Origin of the sequence: Tepidiforma thermophila (genome assembly GCF_002563855.1) — a bacterium.
Taxonomy (GTDB): Bacteria; Chloroflexota; Dehalococcoidia; order Tepidiformales; family Tepidiformaceae; genus Tepidiforma; species Tepidiforma thermophila.
Map to the genome: position 1 here is coordinate 780,998 of NZ_PDJQ01000001.1, position 19,367 is coordinate 800,364.

General features: G+C 68.3%; 18 protein-coding genes and 2 CRISPR repeat arrays (1 of these 20 cut by a window edge). Of the genes, 12 read left to right on the forward strand and 6 right to left on the reverse strand.

Features of this window, described 5'->3' with window-relative positions; translation table 11 throughout:
• Positions 1 to 28 precede the first annotated feature (28 nt).
• The 9 genes from A9A59_RS03705 to A9A59_RS03745 all read left to right on the forward strand — a co-directional run bounded on the left by A9A59_RS03705 (position 29) and on the right by A9A59_RS03745 (position 8,927).
• On the forward strand, positions 29 to 397 hold the full coding sequence (locus A9A59_RS03705; protein WP_098502996.1) for a response regulator: 369 nt from the start codon (positions 29 to 31) through the stop codon (positions 395 to 397).
• Positions 398 to 440: 43 nt separating this feature from the next.
• The gene (locus A9A59_RS03710) at positions 441 to 815 is read left to right on the forward strand and encodes a winged helix-turn-helix transcriptional regulator (protein ID WP_098502997.1); all 375 of its coding nucleotides are present in this window, start codon (positions 441 to 443) and stop codon (positions 813 to 815) included.
• Between the two features lie 67 nt (positions 816 to 882).
• Complete coding sequence (locus A9A59_RS03715; protein ID WP_098502998.1) at positions 883 to 1,260, forward strand: LysM peptidoglycan-binding domain-containing protein; 378 nt, start codon at positions 883 to 885, stop codon at positions 1,258 to 1,260.
• A gap of 249 nt (positions 1,261 to 1,509) precedes the next feature.
• On the forward strand, positions 1,510 to 2,364 hold the full coding sequence (locus A9A59_RS03720) for a permease (RefSeq protein WP_098502999.1): 855 nt from the start codon (positions 1,510 to 1,512) through the stop codon (positions 2,362 to 2,364).
• Entirely contained in the window at positions 2,358 to 3,047 is a 690-nt protein-coding gene (locus A9A59_RS03725) for a TIGR03943 family putative permease subunit (protein WP_098503000.1), read from the forward strand. Before A9A59_RS03720 ends, A9A59_RS03725 begins: the two co-directional genes overlap by 7 nt.
• Positions 3,048 to 3,651: 604 nt before the next feature.
• Positions 3,652 to 5,597: a CRISPR direct-repeat array (repeat unit 36 nt; unit sequence GTTGCAACCCTCAAATCCCCGCTAGGGGACTGAAAC).
• A gap of 74 nt (positions 5,598 to 5,671) precedes the next feature.
• Positions 5,672 to 5,977 carry a hypothetical protein gene (locus tag A9A59_RS03730; RefSeq protein WP_165772477.1) on the forward strand — a complete coding sequence of 102 codons (306 nt, stop codon included), beginning with the start codon at positions 5,672 to 5,674 and terminating at the stop codon, positions 5,975 to 5,977.
• Between the two features lie 1,232 nt (positions 5,978 to 7,209).
• Positions 7,210 to 7,809 (forward strand): hypothetical protein, encoded by a 600-nt coding sequence (locus A9A59_RS03735; RefSeq protein ID WP_133117503.1) that lies wholly within the window; start codon positions 7,210 to 7,212, stop codon positions 7,807 to 7,809.
• A 2-nt stretch (positions 7,810 to 7,811) separates the two neighbouring features.
• The gene (locus A9A59_RS03740; protein ID WP_098503003.1) at positions 7,812 to 8,192 is read left to right on the forward strand and encodes a hypothetical protein; all 381 of its coding nucleotides are present in this window, start codon (positions 7,812 to 7,814) and stop codon (positions 8,190 to 8,192) included.
• A gap of 168 nt (positions 8,193 to 8,360) precedes the next feature.
• Positions 8,361 to 8,927 carry a hypothetical protein gene (locus A9A59_RS03745; protein ID WP_098503004.1) on the forward strand — a complete coding sequence of 189 codons (567 nt, stop codon included), beginning with the start codon at positions 8,361 to 8,363 and terminating at the stop codon, positions 8,925 to 8,927.
• A gap of 15 nt (positions 8,928 to 8,942) precedes the next feature.
• Here A9A59_RS03745 and cas6 read toward each other — a convergent pair whose 3' ends face one another.
• The 6 genes from cas6 to cas10 are packed head-to-tail and all read right to left on the reverse strand — an operon-like array spanning position 8,943 to position 15,532.
• Positions 8,943 to 9,743, reverse strand: a complete 801-nt coding sequence (gene cas6, locus A9A59_RS03750; protein ID WP_098503005.1) for a CRISPR system precrRNA processing endoribonuclease RAMP protein Cas6 — start codon at positions 9,741 to 9,743, stop codon at positions 8,943 to 8,945.
• Positions 9,740 to 10,834, reverse strand: coding sequence for a type III-A CRISPR-associated RAMP protein Csm5 (csm5, locus tag A9A59_RS03755; RefSeq protein ID WP_165772478.1), 1,095 nt, complete (start codon positions 10,832 to 10,834; stop codon positions 9,740 to 9,742). Before csm5 ends, cas6 begins: the two co-directional genes overlap by 4 nt.
• Positions 10,831 to 11,856 carry a type III-A CRISPR-associated RAMP protein Csm4 gene (gene csm4, locus A9A59_RS13975; protein WP_165772479.1) on the reverse strand — a complete coding sequence of 342 codons (1,026 nt, stop codon included), beginning with the start codon at positions 11,854 to 11,856 and terminating at the stop codon, positions 10,831 to 10,833. Before csm4 ends, csm5 begins: the two co-directional genes overlap by 4 nt.
• Positions 11,857 to 11,858: 2 nt before the next feature.
• A complete protein-coding gene (gene csm3 / locus A9A59_RS03760) occupies positions 11,859 to 12,650 on the reverse strand; it encodes a type III-A CRISPR-associated RAMP protein Csm3 (protein ID WP_098503007.1) in 792 nt (263 codons plus the stop codon).
• Between the two features lie 27 nt (positions 12,651 to 12,677).
• A complete protein-coding gene (gene csm2, locus A9A59_RS03765) occupies positions 12,678 to 13,136 on the reverse strand; it encodes a type III-A CRISPR-associated protein Csm2 (RefSeq protein WP_098503008.1) in 459 nt (152 codons plus the stop codon).
• Positions 13,133 to 15,532 (reverse strand): type III-A CRISPR-associated protein Cas10/Csm1, encoded by a 2,400-nt coding sequence (cas10, locus tag A9A59_RS03770; RefSeq protein ID WP_165772480.1) that lies wholly within the window; start codon positions 15,530 to 15,532, stop codon positions 13,133 to 13,135. Before cas10 ends, csm2 begins: the two co-directional genes overlap by 4 nt.
• 124 nt (positions 15,533 to 15,656) lie before the next feature.
• Between cas10 and A9A59_RS03775 the strand changes: the two genes are divergently transcribed.
• From A9A59_RS03775 to cas2, 3 genes are all read left to right on the forward strand, one after another.
• A complete protein-coding gene (locus A9A59_RS03775) occupies positions 15,657 to 16,892 on the forward strand; it encodes a hypothetical protein (protein WP_098503010.1) in 1,236 nt (411 codons plus the stop codon).
• 75 nt (positions 16,893 to 16,967) lie between these two features.
• Positions 16,968 to 17,924, forward strand: a complete 957-nt coding sequence (cas1, locus tag A9A59_RS03780) for a CRISPR-associated endonuclease Cas1 (protein ID WP_098503011.1) — start codon at positions 16,968 to 16,970, stop codon at positions 17,922 to 17,924.
• Between the two features lie 6 nt (positions 17,925 to 17,930).
• A complete protein-coding gene (cas2, locus tag A9A59_RS03785; protein ID WP_098503012.1) occupies positions 17,931 to 18,215 on the forward strand; it encodes a CRISPR-associated endonuclease Cas2 in 285 nt (94 codons plus the stop codon).
• 102 nt (positions 18,216 to 18,317) lie between these two features.
• Positions 18,318 to 19,367: a CRISPR direct-repeat array (repeat unit 36 nt; unit sequence GTTGCAACCCTCGAATCCCCGCTAGGGGACTGAAAC) (it continues 317 nt past the right edge of the window).

Consider the following 19,367-nt stretch of genomic DNA (forward strand, 5'->3'; position numbering starts at 1 on the left):
CCTCCACGCCGGGTTTACCATCGAAGATGTGACCGGCGCAGATACGCCTGCCCGCCGCATCCTGGTCATCGACGACGAACCCAGCGTCCGCAGCATGCTCACCCGCGCGCTCGCCGTCTGGCAGTTCGAGGCCGTCGCCGTTCCCACCGCCGAGGAGGCCCTTGCCCGCCTCCGTTCCGGCGAACAGTTCGCCTGCATCCTCCTCGACCTCACCATGCCCGGTATGGGCGGCGAGGCAGCGCTCCGCGAAATCGAGGCCCTCGCACCCGGTACCCCTGTCGTCCTCATGAGCGGCTATCCCCGCGACGACCTCGCCCGGCAGGGTCGCCACTTCCTCGCCAAGCCGTTCGACCTAGAGACCCTCCGCACCCTCCTCGACCGGGTCGGCGCGGCCTGACCCCCTGCGCCAGCGGCCTTCCGCCCGGTGGTATCCTGAGAACGTGAGCACCGAAGCGCACGACGTTGTCGACGTCAGCCCCTACTGCCCCGCCTTCCAGCACACCGTCGAGCTGATCGGCCGCCGATGGACCGGCGCCATCATCCGCTCGCTCCTCGCAGGCTCCTGCCGCTTCTCCGCAATCCTCGCCGCCATCCCCGGCCTCTCCGACCGGCTCCTCGCCGAACGGCTCCGCGAACTCGAAGCCGAAGGCATCATCACACGCACCGTCTACCCCGAGCACCCCGTCCGCATCGAATACCGCCTCACCGAGAAGGGGCGCGAACTGGAGCGGATTGTCGCCGCCATCGACGCCTGGACCGCCCGCTGGTTCGACCCGGCAGCCCACGGCATCGAACCCCGCGGACCAGTCGGCTAAACGCCCGGTTTACAGCCCATCACACGATTGCGTAGGCTTCACCGCAGGGGCCCCGCAGGAGGCTTCGATGCGCACCATGCTTGCCGGCGTCGTCCTGGCCGCCTTCCTGGCGGCCGCATGCGGCGGAGGCGGTGGGCCCGGCGGCAACCCCTTCGGCGAACCAACCGCGACCGGCACCGCACCCGCAGGCACCCCGGCGGGTGGATCATCTCCCACCGCGTCGCCGGCCCCCGCTTCGGCGGCCAGCCCGACCCCAACGCCGAACCCCGATACCTACACCGTCCAGGAGGGCGACACCCTCGGCGCCATCGCCGAGCGGTTCGGCATCACCATCGCCGATCTCGTCGCCGCCAACGCCCTCGCCGACCCCGACCTCATCTTCCCCGGCCAGGAGCTCCGCATCCCCAAACCCACCGCCGCACCCGCCCCAACCCCCACCCCCTGACCCCGCCCCGCCCTCCCCCTCCCCAGCATGGAGGTTGGAGCTTGCCCCGCCCCTGCCGGCCACCCGTCCCCCAGCTGGAAGCTTGGAGCTTGGAGCTTGGCAGAACAGGCATGCCCATCACCCTCCCCGCTCCCCGCTCCCCGCTCCCGGCTCCCCGCTCCCAGCTCCCCGCTCCCCGCTCCCAGCTCCCAGCTCCCGGCTCCCCGCTCCCCGCTCCCTCCTCCCTCCTCCCTCAACTACCATGACCCCGTGAGCGACTTCGCCAACATCTTCCTCGCCCTCCTGCTCGAGGCCACGCCCTTCCTCCTCGCCGGCGTCATCATCTCCGTCGTCGCCGGCCCGGCCGTCGAGCGCATCCTTGGTGCCGCCGCCTTCCGCAGCCCTGCAGCCAGCATCGCTGCCGGCGCCGGCGCCGGCCTCGTCCTCCCCATGTGCGACTGCGGCAACCGCCCCCTTGCCCACCGCCTCGCCCTCGCCGGCCGCCGCGAATTCGCCCTCGCCTTCCTTGTCGCCGCCCCCGTCATCAACCCCATCGTCATCGTCACCACCTGGCTCGCCTTCCGCGATGCCGAGCTCGTCGCCCTCCGGCTCGGCCTCACCCTCCTCGCCGCCGTCGCTGTCGCCCTTGTCGTCTCCCGCTTCCGCCGCGACATCGCCCTCCCCCTCGACATCGAGCCCGCCGCGGCCGATGCCCCGCCGCCCGCCGGCCCCGCGAGCTGGGCGCCCCGCATCCTCGAGGAGTTCTTCGAACTCTTCCAGTTCCTCGTCATCGGCGCCGCCCTCGCCGCCGCCATCCAGGTCTTCGCCAACCAGGAGGACTTCCTCTCCGCCAGCGGCGTCTTCCTCTCGATCGCGGCCCTCATGTTCCTCGCCTTCCTCCTGAGCATCTGCTCCAGCGTCGATGCCTTCGTCGTCGCCGGCCTGGGAGGCGCCGTCGGCCTCGGACCCGCCCTCGCGTTCCTCGTCTTCGGGCCCCTGGTCAACCTCAAATCGGTCCCCATGTACCTGCGCCTCTTCTCCGGGCCTGCCGTCGCCGTCCTCGTCGTCATCTGCGCCCAGGTCGCCTTCGTCGGCGCCGCCGTCGCGGAGCTGCGCGCATGGTGAGAGACGCCGGCTACGCCCTCGCTGCCGCCGCGCTCGGCCTCCTCATCGCCTGGCGCCTCTTCGATGGCACCGCCCGCAACCTCGTCCAGGGCTGGTACGTCCCCATCCTCGCCGCAACCGCGCTCCTCCTGCTGGCTGCCGCCGCGGTTGCCCTCGCCGCCGCCGTACGCGAAGGCCCGCCGCGCTGGCGCCGCCCCACTGCCGCCGGGGCCGTCGCCGCCGCCGCCATCAGCCTGCCGCTCATCGTCGCAGCCGCCTTCGAGCCGCGCCCCCTCGCCTCCTCCAATCTCAACCTCTCCGCCGCCTCGGCCCGCCAGTTCAGCGCCTCCGCCAGCGCCGCCGACCCCGCCCGCCGCAACATCTACCAGTGGGCCTACGAATTCGAAACCGCCGACCCCGCGGCCATCGCCGGCCAGCCCGTCGAGGTCATCGGCTTCGTCTTCCGCCGCGACGGCGACCCGCCCGAACGGTTCCGCGTCGCCCGCTTCGTCGTCGCCTGCTGCATCGCCGATGCCCAGGGCTTCACCCTCCCCGTCCTCTGGAAGGACGCCAGCACGCTCGCCAACGACCAGTGGGTCCGCGTCACCGGCCGCGTCGGCATCGGCCCCGGCGGCGAACCCATCGTCCTCGCCGCGAGCGTAGACCCCATCGAGGCGCCCCAAAATCCGTACATTTATCCGTGAACGTCGGCGAGGTTCATTATGGTATGTCACAGATTCGGACCAGGCCGCGAAAGTACGCCGAGGACCATGCCTGCGCGCCGTGAATAGGTGCCAAATAGGTGCCATGCATAATATGTGAACTATCCGTTTAGGTCATAACCGAACCGACGGCGGTCACGCCCCTCGGCCCCGGCCTGTCCGGCCCGCAGCACACACGGCTGCCGTCCGCGTCCGCGTTGCCCCGCAGCGGGCTGCGGGCGTCGACCTCCCGGTGCCGGGCCTCGGCTGCGTGCCCGGGTCTGCTCCAGCCAAAGCCGGGCTCCAGCCTATCGCGTGCTCCCTCGGCCGGGACGGATCCGCTGCGTCCGCCGGCTCCCCCGCGCACGCAGCGGTTCTCGCTGCCCTGGAGCAGGCCGGTCACCGGCGGCTGGCGGTTGCAGCCCGTGCTGCGGCGCGGCGGCTGCCTCGCGAGCGGTGCCTCCCGGTCCCCTCGGCCGGGGTCGACGCAAAAACGTCCGGGAGGTCTTGCAAGGCCAGCCCGGGTTCGGCATACTGCGAGGCGATGCAGCGCCCGGTTCGGACGTGGCCCGGCCCCATACCACACCGGCGGGCAGAAGTCAATAGAGTTGCAACCCTCAAATCCCCGCTAGGGGACTGAAACGGAGATATCCCTCGTAGAACTCCTCGTCCCGAGGATGAGGTTGCAACCCTCAAATCCCCGCTAGGGGACTGAAACGCCCCCGTCCCAGGCCGCACCGACGGCACGAACCCGTTGACGTTGCAACCCTCAAATCCCCGCTAGGGGACTGAAACCGCGGATGTGGCACAGGATATCGAATGCGTTGGCCATGGTTGCAACCCTCAAATCCCCGCTAGGGGACTGAAACTCCTCGTAGATGAGGACATACCCGGGCCGGCCCCGGGAGTCGTTGCAACCCTCAAATCCCCGCTAGGGGACTGAAACTGTACTTTGAGCGCTCGCCCTTGCGCGTGAGCGCGTTGCGGTCAGGTTGCAACCCTCAAATCCCCGCTAGGGGACTGAAACCGCCACGAATGGGCGGCGAGGTCAGCGGCCTCGTCGAGGTTGCAACCCTCAAATCCCCGCTAGGGGACTGAAACGCTGAGTACTCGGCATCGATGAGTGCATCCGCAATGCGGCGCGGTTGCAACCCTCAAATCCCCGCTAGGGGACTGAAACAACTGGAAAACTTCCTCCGCGCGGCCGCAGAGTTCCCCGAAGTTGCAACCCTCAAATCCCCGCTAGGGGACTGAAACAGCGCCCGGCTTCCCATGCCCCCAGACCGAGTAGTCGTACCCGGTTGCAACCCTCAAATCCCCGCTAGGGGACTGAAACTCGAATTCTTTTCCAATCTCCTTTTCCAGCATTGTTGTCTTGTTGCAACCCTCAAATCCCCGCTAGGGGACTGAAACGATGAAGGGCTTATCCTTGGTCCAGTCGGTCGGCTCATCAGACGTTGCAACCCTCAAATCCCCGCTAGGGGACTGAAACTTTACCGGTCCCTGTTTTCGGCTTTACGCTTTCGGCGTTGCAACCCTCAAATCCCCGCTAGGGGACTGAAACTTCCGGCCGATGTGGTGGCAGTAGTATGCCCGGCCATAGACGTTGCAACCCTCAAATCCCCGCTAGGGGACTGAAACCGCTCGTACGACCGCATGAACCGCTGCACGTCAGCGATGTTGCAACCCTCAAATCCCCGCTAGGGGACTGAAACGTCGGGATCGCCCGGTCACCCGGCTCGGTGAGGCCGTCGAGTTGCAACCCTCAAATCCCCGCTAGGGGACTGAAACTCCAGGACCTCGCCCGGCACCCCCTCGATATCCTCGATGTTGCAACCCTCAAATCCCCGCTAGGGGACTGAAACGTAGCGGAGCGGGAGTCCGAGCTCCCGCCCGAGGCCGTCGAGTTGCAACCCTCAAATCCCCGCTAGGGGACTGAAACACCAGGATCCCTGGCCGACCGCGCCGATCGTTCGTGGGGAGTTGCAACCCTCAAATCCCCGCTAGGGGACTGAAACAGCACGATATCGCGGCGGGGGAGGCACCCGCCGACGATGTTGCAACCCTCAAATCCCCGCTAGGGGACTGAAACTTTTGCGATGCGGCGCGCCCAATCCTGGGCGCCCTCATCGTTGCAACCCTCAAATCCCCGCTAGGGGACTGAAACTCCAGTCGCGCTTGTTGAAGTTCTGGACGGCAGCCTGGAGTTGCAACCCTCAAATCCCCGCTAGGGGACTGAAACCCCCGCTCCTCCCTAAAGGAGTACTGGATGGCCGTCGGAAACTGTTGCAACCCTCAAATCCCCGCTAGGGGACTGAAACTCCATGAGCTGGGCCTTGGTCCAGCTCAGGTCAGGAGGTTGCAACCCTCAAATCCCCGCTAGGGGACTGAAACCTCTGGGTGATGCGGACGTCATTGGCGCCCGCGCCATTAACCTCGTTGCAACCCTCAAATCCCCGCTAGGGGACTGAAACAGGGAGAGCGTCCGCCTGGTCGGCAGACCCTCGATGTACCGGTGTTGCAACCCTCAAATCCCCGCTGGGGGACTGAAACCGTCGCTCCGCCTCAGCCTCCAGCCCCGGTGCCCCCCTTCGTAACCCTCCGCCCCGCGCAGCCCAGCGTTCCACATGGCCCAACGCCACGACCTCCGTCCCGGCACCGCAGACGCGATAAGGCGTTCCCCCCGCGAAATCTGCCGCGTGTACATCCTCCACCATGCGGGACTGGAACCCCCGGGCGACGATGCCGCCGACGCCGTGATCTTCAGCGACGGCGGCTGTCAAACCCCCGCCCTGTTCTGGTCAGACTGGCGCTCTTGGGCGGTCCAGTGTGATTGCCCCATCGAGAGCTTCGTTGTCCTCGTCTACCCGGCTCCTGGCTACGAGGCGTTCGCCCTCGAGGTCCGCGAATGGTGCAACGGCCTCCCGCCATAGGTGGCGGGCCCCTCCCCGTTCCCGGGACGTCGGCCGGAGGCTCTGACCGCCCCCCCCCGCCGCGAAACAACACGGCACGCGTTGCTCCATGCTGCAGTCGCGGCAAGCCTCGCGTCGGTGGCGCCGAATTCCCGTTCCCGTCCTGCCATGCCCGGCCAGCCAGGCGCGCCGGGATGTCCGCTGCCTGGCGAGGTGGCTCGCTGGCTGACCGCAGGCTTTCGCTCGGCCTTCCCCGCAGTCCACCGGTTCCGGCCCGGTCACCCGGGCACGCGAACGCAGTGCGGTAACCTGGTCCCCGGCCTCGGCGTTTCCGGTTGTTGGCCTTCAGATGATATGGCGCAGACAACGAGCCACCGGCACCGCCCGGGAAGATCCCGGCCGGGAAGACGAGTTCCGCGAAGGGAAAGAGACCGCCGGGGCCTGGGAACTGGCGCCCGCCTGCGCCCCCCTCCAGCCGCCCGGCCCCCAAATTTCCGCGCGTTCACGCCGGGGCCGTTAACTTTCCCCAGGTGATCGCGTTTGTATGTGAGGGCCCGCGCGATGGCACGCCCAAAAGGTCTCTTCACTGAGGCGCCTGCCCCCGGCCGCGAAAAATTTTTGTGGAAAACCCTTGTGCGCGAGGTGGAAGCCACATAGAATCAGCCGCCGTTTCGTTCGTCACGTCCGGTCCGCCCGGTCCCAGCAGTGAACCACTCCGAACCGCACCAGTCCGACACCACCGAGCCTCGCCCAGCCCTTGCGCTCCAGCCGCACGAGACCGCTTCCGCCAGGAGGGTGTGACGTATGGCCTTCCCGCGAAACCGGGCGTCGCGTTCGCGCCCGGCCGCTCGCGGTAACGTCGCCGTCCGGCAATCCGCCCGCGCAGTGTCGCTGACCCGCCCCGCGATGGCCCGGCCGGGACGCTGCCCGCAGTTTCCCCGTCCGGCTCGCCGGGCGCCCGCCTAGCGCCCGCATCCCCCGTGTGCTCGCCGGCGCGCACCCGCGCGGTGTCCGGCGCCTGTCCGTCGTTCCGTCCATCCCGGCCGAGAAGCGCCGGGACCCGTTCCGCAGCACCGACCTCGCCCGCCGCCGCTTCGTGCTCCACACCAGTCGCTGCTTGCACAGCGCCGACCCGGGTTCCGGAGGAAACGCCACAAAGCGATATGCACCTCTCCAGGTCTCCGCCTGCGTCCGTTGCCCGTCTGCCTTCGAAACCGTCCGCATCGCCGTGCAAACCAGGAAAGGAGGGAAGATTGCAGGCTCCGCCCGAAGGTGTCTCCGGGCTTGTGGACGCCTGGGAGCAGACCGATCTGCCCCGCAACCATCCGCCGTTCGTCCTCGTCATCAACCAGGACGCCGGCGAACGCCTCCTCGTCTGGCCCTGCGGCCAGCACTACGCCGTCAGCGAAGGGCAGCGCCCCCGCCGGCGCTTCCACCGCATCCGCTCGGTGCTCGAGCGGCAGTACGCGAGGTGGTTCGGCCGGGTCCCGGGGTCGCGCCGCGTATCCCGGTTACCCACCACCTGCACGGCCTGCCAGGTCCTGGGGTCCGACGAGCTCTTGCCCTGGGCTGCCATCTTCGCGGCCATGCCCGACAGCTACTTGCAGCAAATCGCCTACCGGTACGCTCTCGCGCTCGACCCCGGTCTCCGGTCAGCACTAATGGAGAAGAGCACAAAGTTCATCCGTCTGCCCCAGGCGGGGCCGCTCAGCGTCGCCGTGCATTCCCGGGGTGTCCGGTACGCCGGGACGCACGCCGGCCAGTTCTACCTCACAGCCTTCGATCCGACCGTCTATGGGCCAGACCTGGTCGACCAGTTCCTGGCTGCTGCCGAAGAATCGCCGCTCGACTGAGGATGAACAGGAGGGCCGAACTGATTCGCGACCACCACGCTGAGCAGCTTGCTACCCCGCTCGACGTCCTGCGCCGGCTCGCCAGGGTCAAAGCCGAACTCGAACGCCTGGAGGCCGAGGAGCAGGAACTGAGAGAGCGGCTCATGGTCTTCCTGCAGGACCTGCCCACCCCGGTGCTCGTCGACGACGCCGCGGGGCTGGAAGCCCGCTTGCTTGCCATCCGGCGCCGCACCATCGATGCCGGCAAAGTCCCGGCCGATCTCCTCGCCATCCTGGCCCGGCGCGACCTGGTGACCGTCAAAGCCGCGGCAGCGCCGGTCGTCCCGCCGGAGGCCGTCACCGTCACGACCCGGCCCCAGCTCCGGGTGAGGCGCCGCTACTGAGGTGGCGGTCTCCGCGGCGGTTGCCCGGTCGCCCTGGGCGCAACGGCGTACTCTGGCTCCGCTCCTGGCCCGGGACTTCGCCTGCCCCTTCCGGGGCTCGTCATCCCTCCGCACTGGGCCGACCCGTCTCCCGGGTCGCCCGCACGCATTCTGGGAGGTAGCTCAGACATGAGGGAAATCGAAATCGGAGGCAAAAAATACCGAGGCGTCTCCACAACGGAGGTCTTTGAAACAACGCGGCTCAGCCGTGCCCATCCCGCGGCCTTCGTGTTCCCCGGGCCGAGTGACGATGAATGGGTCCTCTACTGGCACTGCGGCGCACGCTACGTCGTCGACATTTCCCGCGTCAGGACCCATTCCCGCCTCGACCGTCTCCGCTTCCGCCTCCAGCTGCTGCAGGCGCGGCTGCTGGGCAGGCGCCTCCAGAGCGGAGGCGGGTACACCACCTGCCGGCAGTGCTGGTACTGGAGCCATCCCGAGCTCCAAAACCTCACCCTCCTCCTCATCGGCTGGTCCGAGGACCAGGTGGCTGAATTCCTCTTCGAATGGATGAAGATGCGGCACCAGCGAGACATCTACCGGGGGGACGCCGACTTCGTCGTTCCAATCCCCGATTGGCCGTTCGGTCCCGTCAAGGCGCTCGAGGGGTATCGGTACTTCTGCCGGAAGGGCGGCCACCTCTACCTCACTCCAACCCACCCCGACCTCGTCGACCCCGCAGCTGAATTCGAATAGTCCCCGCAGGCGACGTCAGTTTCCCCGCCCTGGCCTGGCGCCCGTCTCGCCCTGGGCCTGGCTGGCCGGTCGCCCCGCCACAGTCGTCACGTCCACGCATCCGAAACCTGTGCTGACCTTCGCCCCCACGCCGGCGAACCGCGCAAACCGCGCCAGCACCCCAAGCAGCCCGCCGTACGGCCCCCCGGCAGACCGGAGTTCGAATTCTGCCGCTCCCACGAAGCCCGGGACCAGCCCCTTTAATTGCACGGCTACGCTCGCCAGCCGGTGGCGGCGCACCACAATCCCCTCCAGCGCCGCCCCGGCCCCGGCGCCGAGGTCGACCGGCGCCCAGGTCTGCCACCGTTCCAGCAGCCCCCCGAATACCAGCTGCGGCACGGGCAGCGGCAGGTAGTTCCCTTTCGATCGGAAGGTCGTCGGCGTCACGAAGTTCAGGGTCGTCCGCGTCTCCGGCGCCGGCGCAAGCAGCCCGGCAGCCAGCTCCGGCCACGTCGCCCGCTCCACCGCCGCCTCGCCTTCCCGTCGCCACCACCGCGCGTTGAGGAGCAGCCGGTCTGGCATGGTTCGGCTCAGGTCCAGCACGAACGGCGCAAGGATGCCGTAGGCCGTAACCACCAGCCGTTCATCCGGCTGCCGCCGCAGCGCAATCGAAAACGGCTTCTCCGCCGACATGTCGTGCAGGGCCGTCGCCAGCCCCTCGTCCCGCGTTGCGAGCTCCCGGTAGAACCACGCTTGCAGCGCCCGGCCGACAAACGCCGTCTCCTCGGCCTCGCCCTCCCACCTGCCGGGAACCTCGACGCGAACCAGCTCGTTCACTGGACCGGCTGCGCCTCCGACACCATCACCCACCCCATCGGCAGCCAGCCGCCGGGGCCATCAACCACCCGGTGCCCAACCGGGAAGTTCCCCGGGTCAGGCGACTTCGAACGCGAAAGGCGGTAGCGGTTGAGGAGCAGCTGCATCAGGTTGCGGTCGTCCCGCAGGTGGCGGCCGATCGTCTTGGCTACCCAGCCCGTGCCGAAGCCGACCGGGAAGACAATTTCACCAGCCGGCACCTTTCCTTCGAAGTTCGTGGCCACGTCCGGGTCATGTCGTCGCCAGTGCTCAAGCTCGATCTCCCGCAGCGCTGCCCCCCAGGTCTGCAGCACGCCAAGGAGGTTGCTCCCGAACAGCTCTTTCCGCCCTTTATCCAGTTCCCTCCACGGCGACCACTCGACGGGTGTAATCGTCAGCGTGGTCGAGAACTCGGCCCCCGGGCTGACCGCCTCGACCCACACCGGGATCGCCTGTCGCCCCCGTGGCGAATCCGACCGCACCTGCACCTCCGAGGCCACCATCTTCGGCTCATTGGCCGGGAAGGCGTCGGCCAGCCGCAACCAGCGGTTAATGTCCCGGTTAGGGAAATCGCCGCCCGGCCGGGTGCGCTCAACATCGACGTCGAACGCCCGTTGCTCAACGCCCCGGGCTGCCTGTTCCCGGGGCCCTCCCCCGGAGCGAACCAGCTCCCGCACCGTATCCCGGTTCTGCTGGACGAAGGCGTCGAGCAACGCCGACCGGAACGCACCCTTCAGCGTGGACCCCGGGAGGTAGACCCTGCCCATCCCATCCCGGATGAACCCCAGCAGGTCCTGCCCCACGGCGCGCGTCCCATAAACCGGCAGCACCGCACGCGTCGCCCGCCCCAGGAGTTCCCCGGAGAGGGCGGCCGCAATCCGGCCGTCGGCAATGCGCGGGATAAGCTGGTCCGGCAGCAGCTCCAGCGCCCGGTCCACGTCGACCAGGCGGACCTGCGTGCCGCCCTCGTCGCGAAAATCGTAGTCCCGGTGGTACCGAATTCCTGAACCGATATGCAGCGGGGTCAGGACCCGTACGGTGAGGCGGAACCGGAGCAATCGCGGCTGGGTCACAGGCGCACCTCGTCGAGAAAGAGTCCGAGGCCGTACCGGTAAACCGGGTGCCCCCGCCCCGCCTCCGGAGTCACATCCGCGAGCCCGCCCCCGGGCCCCTTTCCCCCCAGGTACGACCCTTCGGCCAGCATGCCGACCCGTTTCGAGCGCCACCCGCTCCACTCCTCCGAGGAAATCCACCCTCCCCGCTCCACTACCCGGTAGCCGCGGTCGGGGTCGAGCTGCAGCGCGCCGGCAGCGAGGTCGGCCTGCGTTGGCCAGCAGAGCGAGAGGGTCGGACCAGCCGCCGGGTCCGGGGTGACCGGCAGATCGCACGCCTCAGGTCCCAGCAGCTCGAAGCGGCCCAGCCCGCTCGAACGCTCCCCGCCGATACCGGCCTCCCCAAGCAGCCTGAGGCACGTCGTCAGGCCTTCCAGCGCTGCCTCGTCGGCCACCCACGCCACGACTCCCGGCACGAATTGCCCGGCTCGCCGGTTCCCGTCGCCGTTCAGTGAGAAGTGGGTCGCCGCTGATTCGTAGAGCGCCGAGGCCCCCGAGAGCCGGTCGACCGTGACCCTCGGCCGGGACTGCACCGCCCACGATGCCTCTTCCTGTCGGGTCTCCAGTCCGAAGCCCAGCAGCTCGCCCGCACGCCTTGGAGTCCCGCTGGGTGCCCCTTCCCGGAACAGCCAGCGGTAGGCGCCCCGGTCGATGAATGACACCGGCCGCAGGAACTTGCGGTCTTCAAACTGCCGGACCGGTCTGCGAACCGGCAGCGGAAAGAACACCTCGGCCAGTTTCCCGTCTGTCCACCGGACCGGCAGCATGCTCGAGATGCGAATCGGTGGTTCTGCGGACCGCATCTCGTTGAGCCATGCTTCGAGCACCCCGGTGCCGAAAAGTGCTCGCATCGCCCAGCAGAGCGCCCCGAAGAGCGTGTCCGAGGCAGCCAGCGCACGAGCCCGGTCGAGGTCCTCGGCGTGCGACCCGAGCCGGAGCGGCGACCGCGGCTGGAGCCCGAAGACCCAGGCGGAGGGCGGCATTGCTACGCCGCCGCCCAGGCAGCGAGGTCATCGAGCGCCCGCCGGAGCTCGGCAACCGTCGGGTAGGTCGCCGGCCCCTGCCTCGGGACCAGCCGCTGCCCATCGACCTTCAGCTGGCGCACGGAGATGTTGGTGAACGCCACTCTCCCGGAACCGCGTGCCCCCGAGGAGCCCAGCGCATCGGCCTCCAGCAGGTCCAGCCCGTCGGTCAGCCACTGCAGGCCTGTCGCGATGCGATCGCCCTCGTAGACGAACAGCCCGATATCGCATGGGCCGAACTCCGCACCCGCCGGGACTCGCTCCATCGTCCGGGGAACCGCCGCCGACGTGACCCGGTCGATCGCCGCCTCCGACTTGAGCTCGGTGAACGGCAGGTCGGTAGCGGCATCCATCAGGCGTTTTACCGACGCTTCCGTGAGAAAGACATCCGAGAACCGCAGCCGTGTCTGGCAGAGCCACCGCTCCCGTTGCGGCGCCGGCGCGCCGAACAGCTGGCAGAGCGTGCACTTCGAATACTCCTCCTCCTGCTCGCACACATGCACGTGGACCCGGTTGCGCTGGATGGCCCAGTTCTGGTCGAGCCCATGAACCCGCTCCAGGAGCGACCGCATCTTTCCTTTTATAGAAGACCCCGGAATGTAGGGCTGCCGCGTGAGCGGGTCTCGCACCACCGGGTTATCGACACCCCCGATCGTGAGAGATGCCTCCTGGGCGCCGATCCGCAGGCCGGTCCTTGCAACGACCGTCGAACTCAGGGTCAGGATGCTTGTTATCGTGGCAGGGTTATCAGCCAAAGTCGTCCCCCTTCAATCTGCCAGCACTTACTTCTCAGGAAGGTAGGCCACGACGGCCTCGAAGAAATCCGTGAGTCGCCGATATCGCGCCTTCCCCTCGTCTTCGTTCTGCGCTTTTCCAACCTGCTGGACCATCGCTGCCAGGACCGCCCCGAGGTCCCTCAGCTTCTCGTCGCGCTTCACCTGGTAGTTCAGCCTCGGTTCCAGCAGTCGCGCCCGCCGCAGCGCGCGCTGCGGGTCTTGGTCGAGCAGGAAATCGATCCTCCGCGCTTCACCATAGAGGCGCCGCACCGAGGTCCGCGTCGCGCCAGAGGTCGCCAGCCGCTCCGCCAGGCCGATCAGGGCCTCCACATCGTCGCGCACAATGATCCGCTCGGCCTCCGACGCATACCTCGTCGCATCGACTGCAGCCGCCCGGCCTTGCTGCTCTGGCGGCCGGCGGTTGCCCTGGTAGCCTCCCTGGCCTGGCCGTTGAAACTGCGTCATACCTGAGCACCTCCTGCCCGTCGTCTCTGGTCGGTGTTGCCATCGCTGGCCGTCCGCAGCTCGGCAAGCCGGGCCGCGAGCGCTACCCGCCGGCCCCCCGGCTCGCCGCCAATCTCCGTCTCGAACGCCTCCTTGCGCAGGGCCTTCAGCACCTGCTCAGCCTCAGGGTGGTCCCGCGCCACCCGGTTCAGCTGGTAGTACGAGCGCCAGACCAGCGGCTCATACCGTCCCGGTGCCGCGTGCTCCAGCAGTTGCAGGTGCTGGAGTGCCCGCCGGGCGAGCTGCTTCCTGCCGTTCTGCCCCCGCACCAGCGAGACCAGCGTCTGCGTATGCCGGAGCACGTCCTCGAATCCCGCCCACGTCAGCCACACGTCGAGCGCCACCACGGCATCCTTCGGACGAGTCTTGTCCGGCCGCTCCCCCTTGGCCTTGCCCAGCGCTCCCTCCGCAGCCTCGATGCCGGCCTGCACCGGCCGTTGCGCGTGGGCGACCGTCACGCCCGCGGAAAAATGCAGCGCAGGGTTGCCTGCTGTCCAGCGCCGGAACTCCTCCCTGAGCTCCCGCGCGAAGTCCAGCACGTCGAACAGCGGGCCCGCCAGCGCCGTGTCGTCCCCTCCGCTGAAAATGAGATAGATGTTCGGGTACTTCCTGGCAGCGAACTCCGGGAGGTACGCCTCGAAAAACAGCGATAGCGCCGTGCTGATCGCCAGGAAGCGCGAAGGCGACGGCCGCTTGCGCTCGAAGTACCGCTGCAGGAAGAGGCCGAGATCGTCGACGTCAGCTTTCATCGTCGCGATCAGCTTTCGACCTTCGCTGCGCTCCGCAATTTCCCCAAAATCCAGCAGCCCCTCCTCCGAACGCGGCGCATACCGGCCCGTCGCCACAAGGCGTGCACACGGCAGCCTCCGCAGCCCGTCTGAATCCAGCGCGATGACTGCCCCCCGGACCACCCGCTCCGGCGGCTTACTTGCAAGCTCGACCCGGTGCCCCAGCGCGGCCATCACCCTCCGCCACCCCGTCGCACGCTCCCCGGGCTCCGTGGGCTCCAGCACCACGAACTCCGAATCGAGCAGCTCCCGCCCGAGCTCCTCCAGCGAGGCGCACATGCCGCAAACGCGCCGCTCCACACCGTCGTCGTCCTCCGTCCGGCCTTCAATCGCCTCACGCCCGCACGTCCGGCACGCCCGCCCCATCGACGCCACCGCCTGCGGCTCAAAGAGCGCCCCGCTCCGGGCCAGCCCCGCGAACTTCCGCGATTTCCGTGCGGAAAGCTCCTCCCGCAGCCGGCGGTGCACGTCCCGAAATTCCTGGATTTCTTTTCCGGAGAACACCATCGCCGCCAGGTTCAGCGAAAGGACCGGCCCGTGCGCCCGGAACAGCACCCGGTCCAGCTCCTCCTGCAGCTGCTCCACCATCCCGACACGGCTCGCAGGCACGGCAACCTGGAACTGGCCCCCAACCACGGAGAACGCGCACCAGGGCGGCACCCCGCAGCGGATTGCCACCCACCGGGCTGCCACCAGGCTCAGCAGCTGAATATAAAAGGAACGAGCCCGCAGAGCCCGGGCCGCCCTCCGGCTCCCGGTGTCGTGAATGAACTCTTGGATCCCGGAGACATCCCCGGCGACAATCCCTACCGTCGTTTCCTCGGCCGTCCGTGCCGGGCTGCCGTCAGCCGCCAGCGCCGCCGCAAACACCCCCGCAAGATGCAGGTGCGTCGCCAGCGGAATATCCGCCACCGTGTTCATGAACGCCGACGGCACCCCCATCGCACCCCGGTACACCGCCCCCGTCAGGTGCTCGCTGAGCGCCAGCCAGTCTCCTCCCGAAAGCGCCGCCGCCGCTTCCAGCCCCGAGCGCAGCCCGTCGAACACGCCGCCGAACGCCGCCTTTGCCCGGTCACCCTCACTGCTCCTCAGCTGCCCGAACAGCAGCTCCGAATCCAGCAGCCGCGGCAAGACGTACACGTCCCTGTCCAGGCTGGCCAGCGGATTCAGCAGCGCCGGGACTGGCGTCCCTGCGTCGCGCTCGCCCCGGTCGTAGCGGTCATCCCGCTCGCCCGCCGAAAGGTGGTCCCCCAGCACCACCCACCGCACCAGGTCGCCCAGCTCCTCCGCGTCTGGCGCATGGTGCAGCGCCGCCGCATCCGCCAGCCCCCGGAACTCCGGCAGCGTCTCCCGCGCCAGCGTCCCGCTCATCGCCGCGTGGGCGTACCGGTACCGCCGCTTGCAGCTCTCGCAATCAGCGAACCTCACCTGGTGCTGGTCCGGTGTCTCGCAATCAAACCGCGAAGGTTCCGTCCCCCGCCCCTGCACCTGCGCCCACACCTTCCCCAGGTCATGGAACAGACCCGCGCAGTATGTCCGCAGGACCTCCTCCGAAATCTCCCAGGACATCATCGCGCTCCAGGCACCGCAGGAGCCCGCATACTAGCACGTCCATGTGAAACCGGTGAACCCCCTTTTGGCGACAATTCCGCGACAATTGCATCCACCCGCTGGCGCTCTCCATACTTCCCCCGTGCCGACAATCCTCCTCGCCACCATTGGCAAACGAGACCCCTTCGACAGGGGCGAACCAACCGGGCCACTCCGCCTCGCGCGTGAAACGAAGCCCGACCGCGCGCTCCTGGTCGCCACCGCCGCCGTGCGCGCCCAGGCCGAGGCAACCGCCGCCGAACTCCAGGCCCTCGGCATCGAGATCGCCATCGACATCCTCGACGACCTTCGCCGGAACGTGCCCGACCTCGCAGTCAGCGTCTCCGACCTCCTCCTCGCCGGCCGCGACCTCATCCGCCGCCGCCCCGAGCTCAAAGAGGCCGAGGTCATCACCTGCTTCACCTCCGGCACCCCCCAGATGTCGATCGCCTTCACCCTCGTCGTCCGCTCCCTCCTCCCCCGCGCCCGCCACTTCCAGGCCCTCAACCCCGCCGAGGCCCAGGGCAATCCCCTGCGCGAGTTCGACCCCGACGCCCTCGTTCACCTCGACGCCCGCGACCGCACCCTCGAGGCCCTCGCCGCCGGCAACGCCGCCGCTGCCCTCGCCGCCGGCGAACCGCTCCTCAACCTGCCCGCCGGCACCCCGCCGCCCTGGGACCAGAAAGCCCTCAAAGCCGCCGTCACCATCGCCCGCGCACTCGTCGCCGTCGAAAACTACCAGCGGCAATGGCTCCGGCAGGTCGCCGCCAACATCCCGGCCAGGGCCGGCGGCGCCGACCTCTCCCACCTCAAATCCTGGCTCGAACGGTGCAGCAGCGACGACCTCGCCTGGGGCGCCGAGCTCGCCGCCTGCTCCCTCCGCCTCCAGGCCGCCGACCGTCCCGCCCAGGCGATCCTCGTGGCAGCCACCGCCGCCGAAGTCATCATTTCCGCCGGCCTCCGCCGCGCCGGCATCGACCCCGACGACATCCGCGACCCCGCCCGGTTGCCGTCCGGCTTCACCGAAAAGGACCGCGTGAGCATCGACGGCGGCCGCTGGCGCATCGAAGGCCTCCAGCGCCGCGCAAAGCTCCTCGAAGCCCTCTCACCCGCCTACCGCCGCGCCGTCGAAGAACAGGACGCCGAAACACTTCGCGCCCGCCTCGCCGGCGCCCGCAACGAAGCCGTCCACCAGGGCCGCCAGGTGACCGGGGAGGCCCTCGAAGCCGCCGCAGCCTACCTTCGGATCCTCGCCGAGGCCGTCGGCGCCCCCGCCCCCTCCAGCCTTCCCACAATTCCCTCGAGTCTCAGCGCTCTTGTCCAGCTATGGCGCACCTGACCAGGACCCCGGTCATTTCTCCTGCGCAGGCCCTGCGTCCCGCCGCTGCCTCTAACGAACATAACAGCAGAGGACATGCGAATCCTTCACGTCACGGAACAGGGCAGCACCATCCGGACCACCGGCGAATGTCTTGAAATCTTCGTCGATGGACTTCCCGTGCTTACCGCAGGGCTCCACACCCTTGAAGCACTCGTCCTCCACGGTGCCGTCCAGCTCACCGCTCCCGCCGCCAGCCGGCTCCTTGCAGCCGGCATTCCCTCCGTCTACGTCGGGCTCGACGGCAGGCTCAAAGGTCGCCTCGAGCCCATCGGACATCCTGCCGCGAGGCTCCGCTCGGCCCAGGCCCTCGCTGCCGCGGACCCTGTCCGCCGTCTCGCCATCGCGCGCGAGATCGTCCGCAACAAACTGACCGCCCAGGCGCGGCTCCTCCGGGCCCTTCGCCGGCCCGAGACCTCCGCCCTCCTCGCGCTAATTCCCCGGGTCCGTGCAGCAGAGACCCTCGATGAACTCCGCGGAACCGAGGGCTGGGCAGGCCGAATCTATTTTTCCGCGCTCCGCGCACACCTCAGCCTCGCCGGCTGGCGCCGGGCACGCCGCCCCGCTCGCGACCCGCTCAATGCCCTCTTCAACTACGGCTACGCCCTCCTCATGCGCCCTGCCATCCTCGCCGTCGCCGCTGTCGGTCTCGACCCCTACCAGGGCTTCCTTCATCACGCCACCCGCGGCCAACCAGCTTTTGTCCTCGACCTCATCGAAGAGTTTCGCGCACCCCTGGTCGATCTTCTGGTTGTTCGGCTCTATCCCACCCTCTCCCGAGATACGGGATGGTTTGAACAGACGGAAGCCGGCACCCGGCTTGCACTCGACGTGCGCAAGCGGCTCATCGCCGCCTTCGAATCACGCCTCTCACGCGCCACCCGCTACCGCCCGACAGGCCGCCGGGAGGAGGTCGGCCGCCTCTTCGAACTCCAGGCCAGGGCCTTCGCCCGCGCCATCCGCACCGGCGGACCGGTCCGCCCCGCATGGTGACGCCCGATGGACGAACGCTGGTACGCCATCGCGTACGACATCCCCGACAACCGCAGGCGCGAAGCCCTCGCAACCTGGCTGGAGGGTTGGGGTGAGCGCGTTCAGCGCAGCGTGTTCGAATTCCAGCTCCGGCCGTCCGAATTCGCCCGCATGCTCGCCGGCATCCGCGCCCGCATCGACCCGGCAGTCGACCAGGTCCGGGTCTACCACCTCGGCGCCCGCGGCTATCGGTCGATCGAAGTCCCGGCTGGCCCGCCGGCCCGGCCGCGGCCCAGGTGGTTCATCGTGTGAACGGCCGCCCCCTTGTCATACCGCGCGTGGCGTGGCATAGTACCCGCATGGCCGGATGGGAGAGCCCCGCGCTTACCACAAGGAGGGAAGAAAGTCAATAGAGTTGCAACCCTCGAATCCCCGCTAGGGGACTGAAACCAGCCGTCCGGATCGAGCAGGCTCCCGTCCTCGTAGACGAGCAGTTGCAACCCTCGAATCCCCGCTAGGGGACTGAAACCTGTGGCCTGCCATCTTCAGCGCCGGGAGGCCATCCCCGGCGGAGTTGCAACCCTCGAATCCCCGCTAGGGGACTGAAACGACAACTGCCGTGAAATTGCCGCCCGCCCGCGGCGACGCGCCGTTGCAACCCTCGAATCCCCGCTAGGAGACTGAAACCCTACCGGGACGGGAACGTGTTACCATCTGCGTGCAGCCTCGTTGCAACCCTCGAATCCCCGCTAGGGGACTGAAACGCCGTTCTCCACCAGCACGGCACGCACGGCACGGCGAAGAGTTGCAACCCTCGAATCCCCGCTAGGGGACTGAAACCCGACGGGAACTCAGCCGCCAGTTCCAGCACCAGCTGCGGCAGTTGCAACCCTCGAATCCCCGCTAGGGGACTGAAACTCGGATTTCCCTCCTCGGGGGTTGGGCTCCCCGCCCAGCGTTGCAACCCTCGAATCCCCGCTAGGGGACTGAAACCCCCGGCGATCCTCGGTCGGGATCGCCCGGTCGCCGACCTGTTGCCACCCTCGAATCCCCGCTAGGGGACTGAAACTGGGGAGATCGTAGCCGGCGTACAGTTCGCGAATAAGATCGCGTTGCAACCCTCGAATCCCCGCTAGGGGACTGAAACCCCGCAGGGATGATCGCGACGGCCCGCTGGCCGTCAATCGTTCCAGTTGCAACCCTCGAATCCCCGCTAGGGGACTGAAACTGGCCCTTCTGCCGCGCGAACTGCGCAGCAAGGGCCCAAGTTGCAACCCTCGAATCCCCGCTAGGGGACTGAAACGCTTACGCTTGGCCAGCATTTTCACGGCCAGAATAAAAAGGTCGGTTGCAACCCTCGAATCCCCGCTAGGGGACTGAAACCTCACGGAGCGCTCCCTACGACCGCCGACCCGATCGGCAAGGGTTGCAACCCTCGAATCCCCGCTAGGGGACTGAAACTCA

Bases quoted from the DNA above. Each gene is read 5' to 3' on its own strand.
- cas2 (WP_098503012.1), top strand. From the start codon at position 17,931: ATGGACGAACGCTGGTACGCCATCGCGTACGACATCCCCGACAACCGC.
- csm4 (WP_165772479.1), bottom strand. From the start codon at position 11,856: ATGCCGCCCTCCGCCTGGGTCTTCGGGCTCCAGCCGCGGTCGCCGCTC.
- A9A59_RS03740 (WP_098503003.1), top strand. From the start codon at position 7,812: ATGAACAGGAGGGCCGAACTGATTCGCGACCACCACGCTGAGCAGCTT.
- csm2 (WP_098503008.1), bottom strand. From the start codon at position 13,136: ATGACGCAGTTTCAACGGCCAGGCCAGGGAGGCTACCAGGGCAACCGC.
- A9A59_RS03725 (WP_098503000.1), top strand. From the start codon at position 2,358: ATGGTGAGAGACGCCGGCTACGCCCTCGCTGCCGCCGCGCTCGGCCTC.
- A9A59_RS03730 (WP_165772477.1), top strand. From the start codon at position 5,672: ATGGCCCAACGCCACGACCTCCGTCCCGGCACCGCAGACGCGATAAGG.
- cas1 (WP_098503011.1), top strand. From the start codon at position 16,968: ATGCGAATCCTTCACGTCACGGAACAGGGCAGCACCATCCGGACCACC.
- A9A59_RS03745 (WP_098503004.1), top strand. From the start codon at position 8,361: ATGAGGGAAATCGAAATCGGAGGCAAAAAATACCGAGGCGTCTCCACA.
- cas10 (WP_165772480.1), bottom strand. From the start codon at position 15,532: ATGTCCTGGGAGATTTCGGAGGAGGTCCTGCGGACATACTGCGCGGGT.
- A9A59_RS03715 (WP_098502998.1), top strand. From the start codon at position 883: ATGCGCACCATGCTTGCCGGCGTCGTCCTGGCCGCCTTCCTGGCGGCC.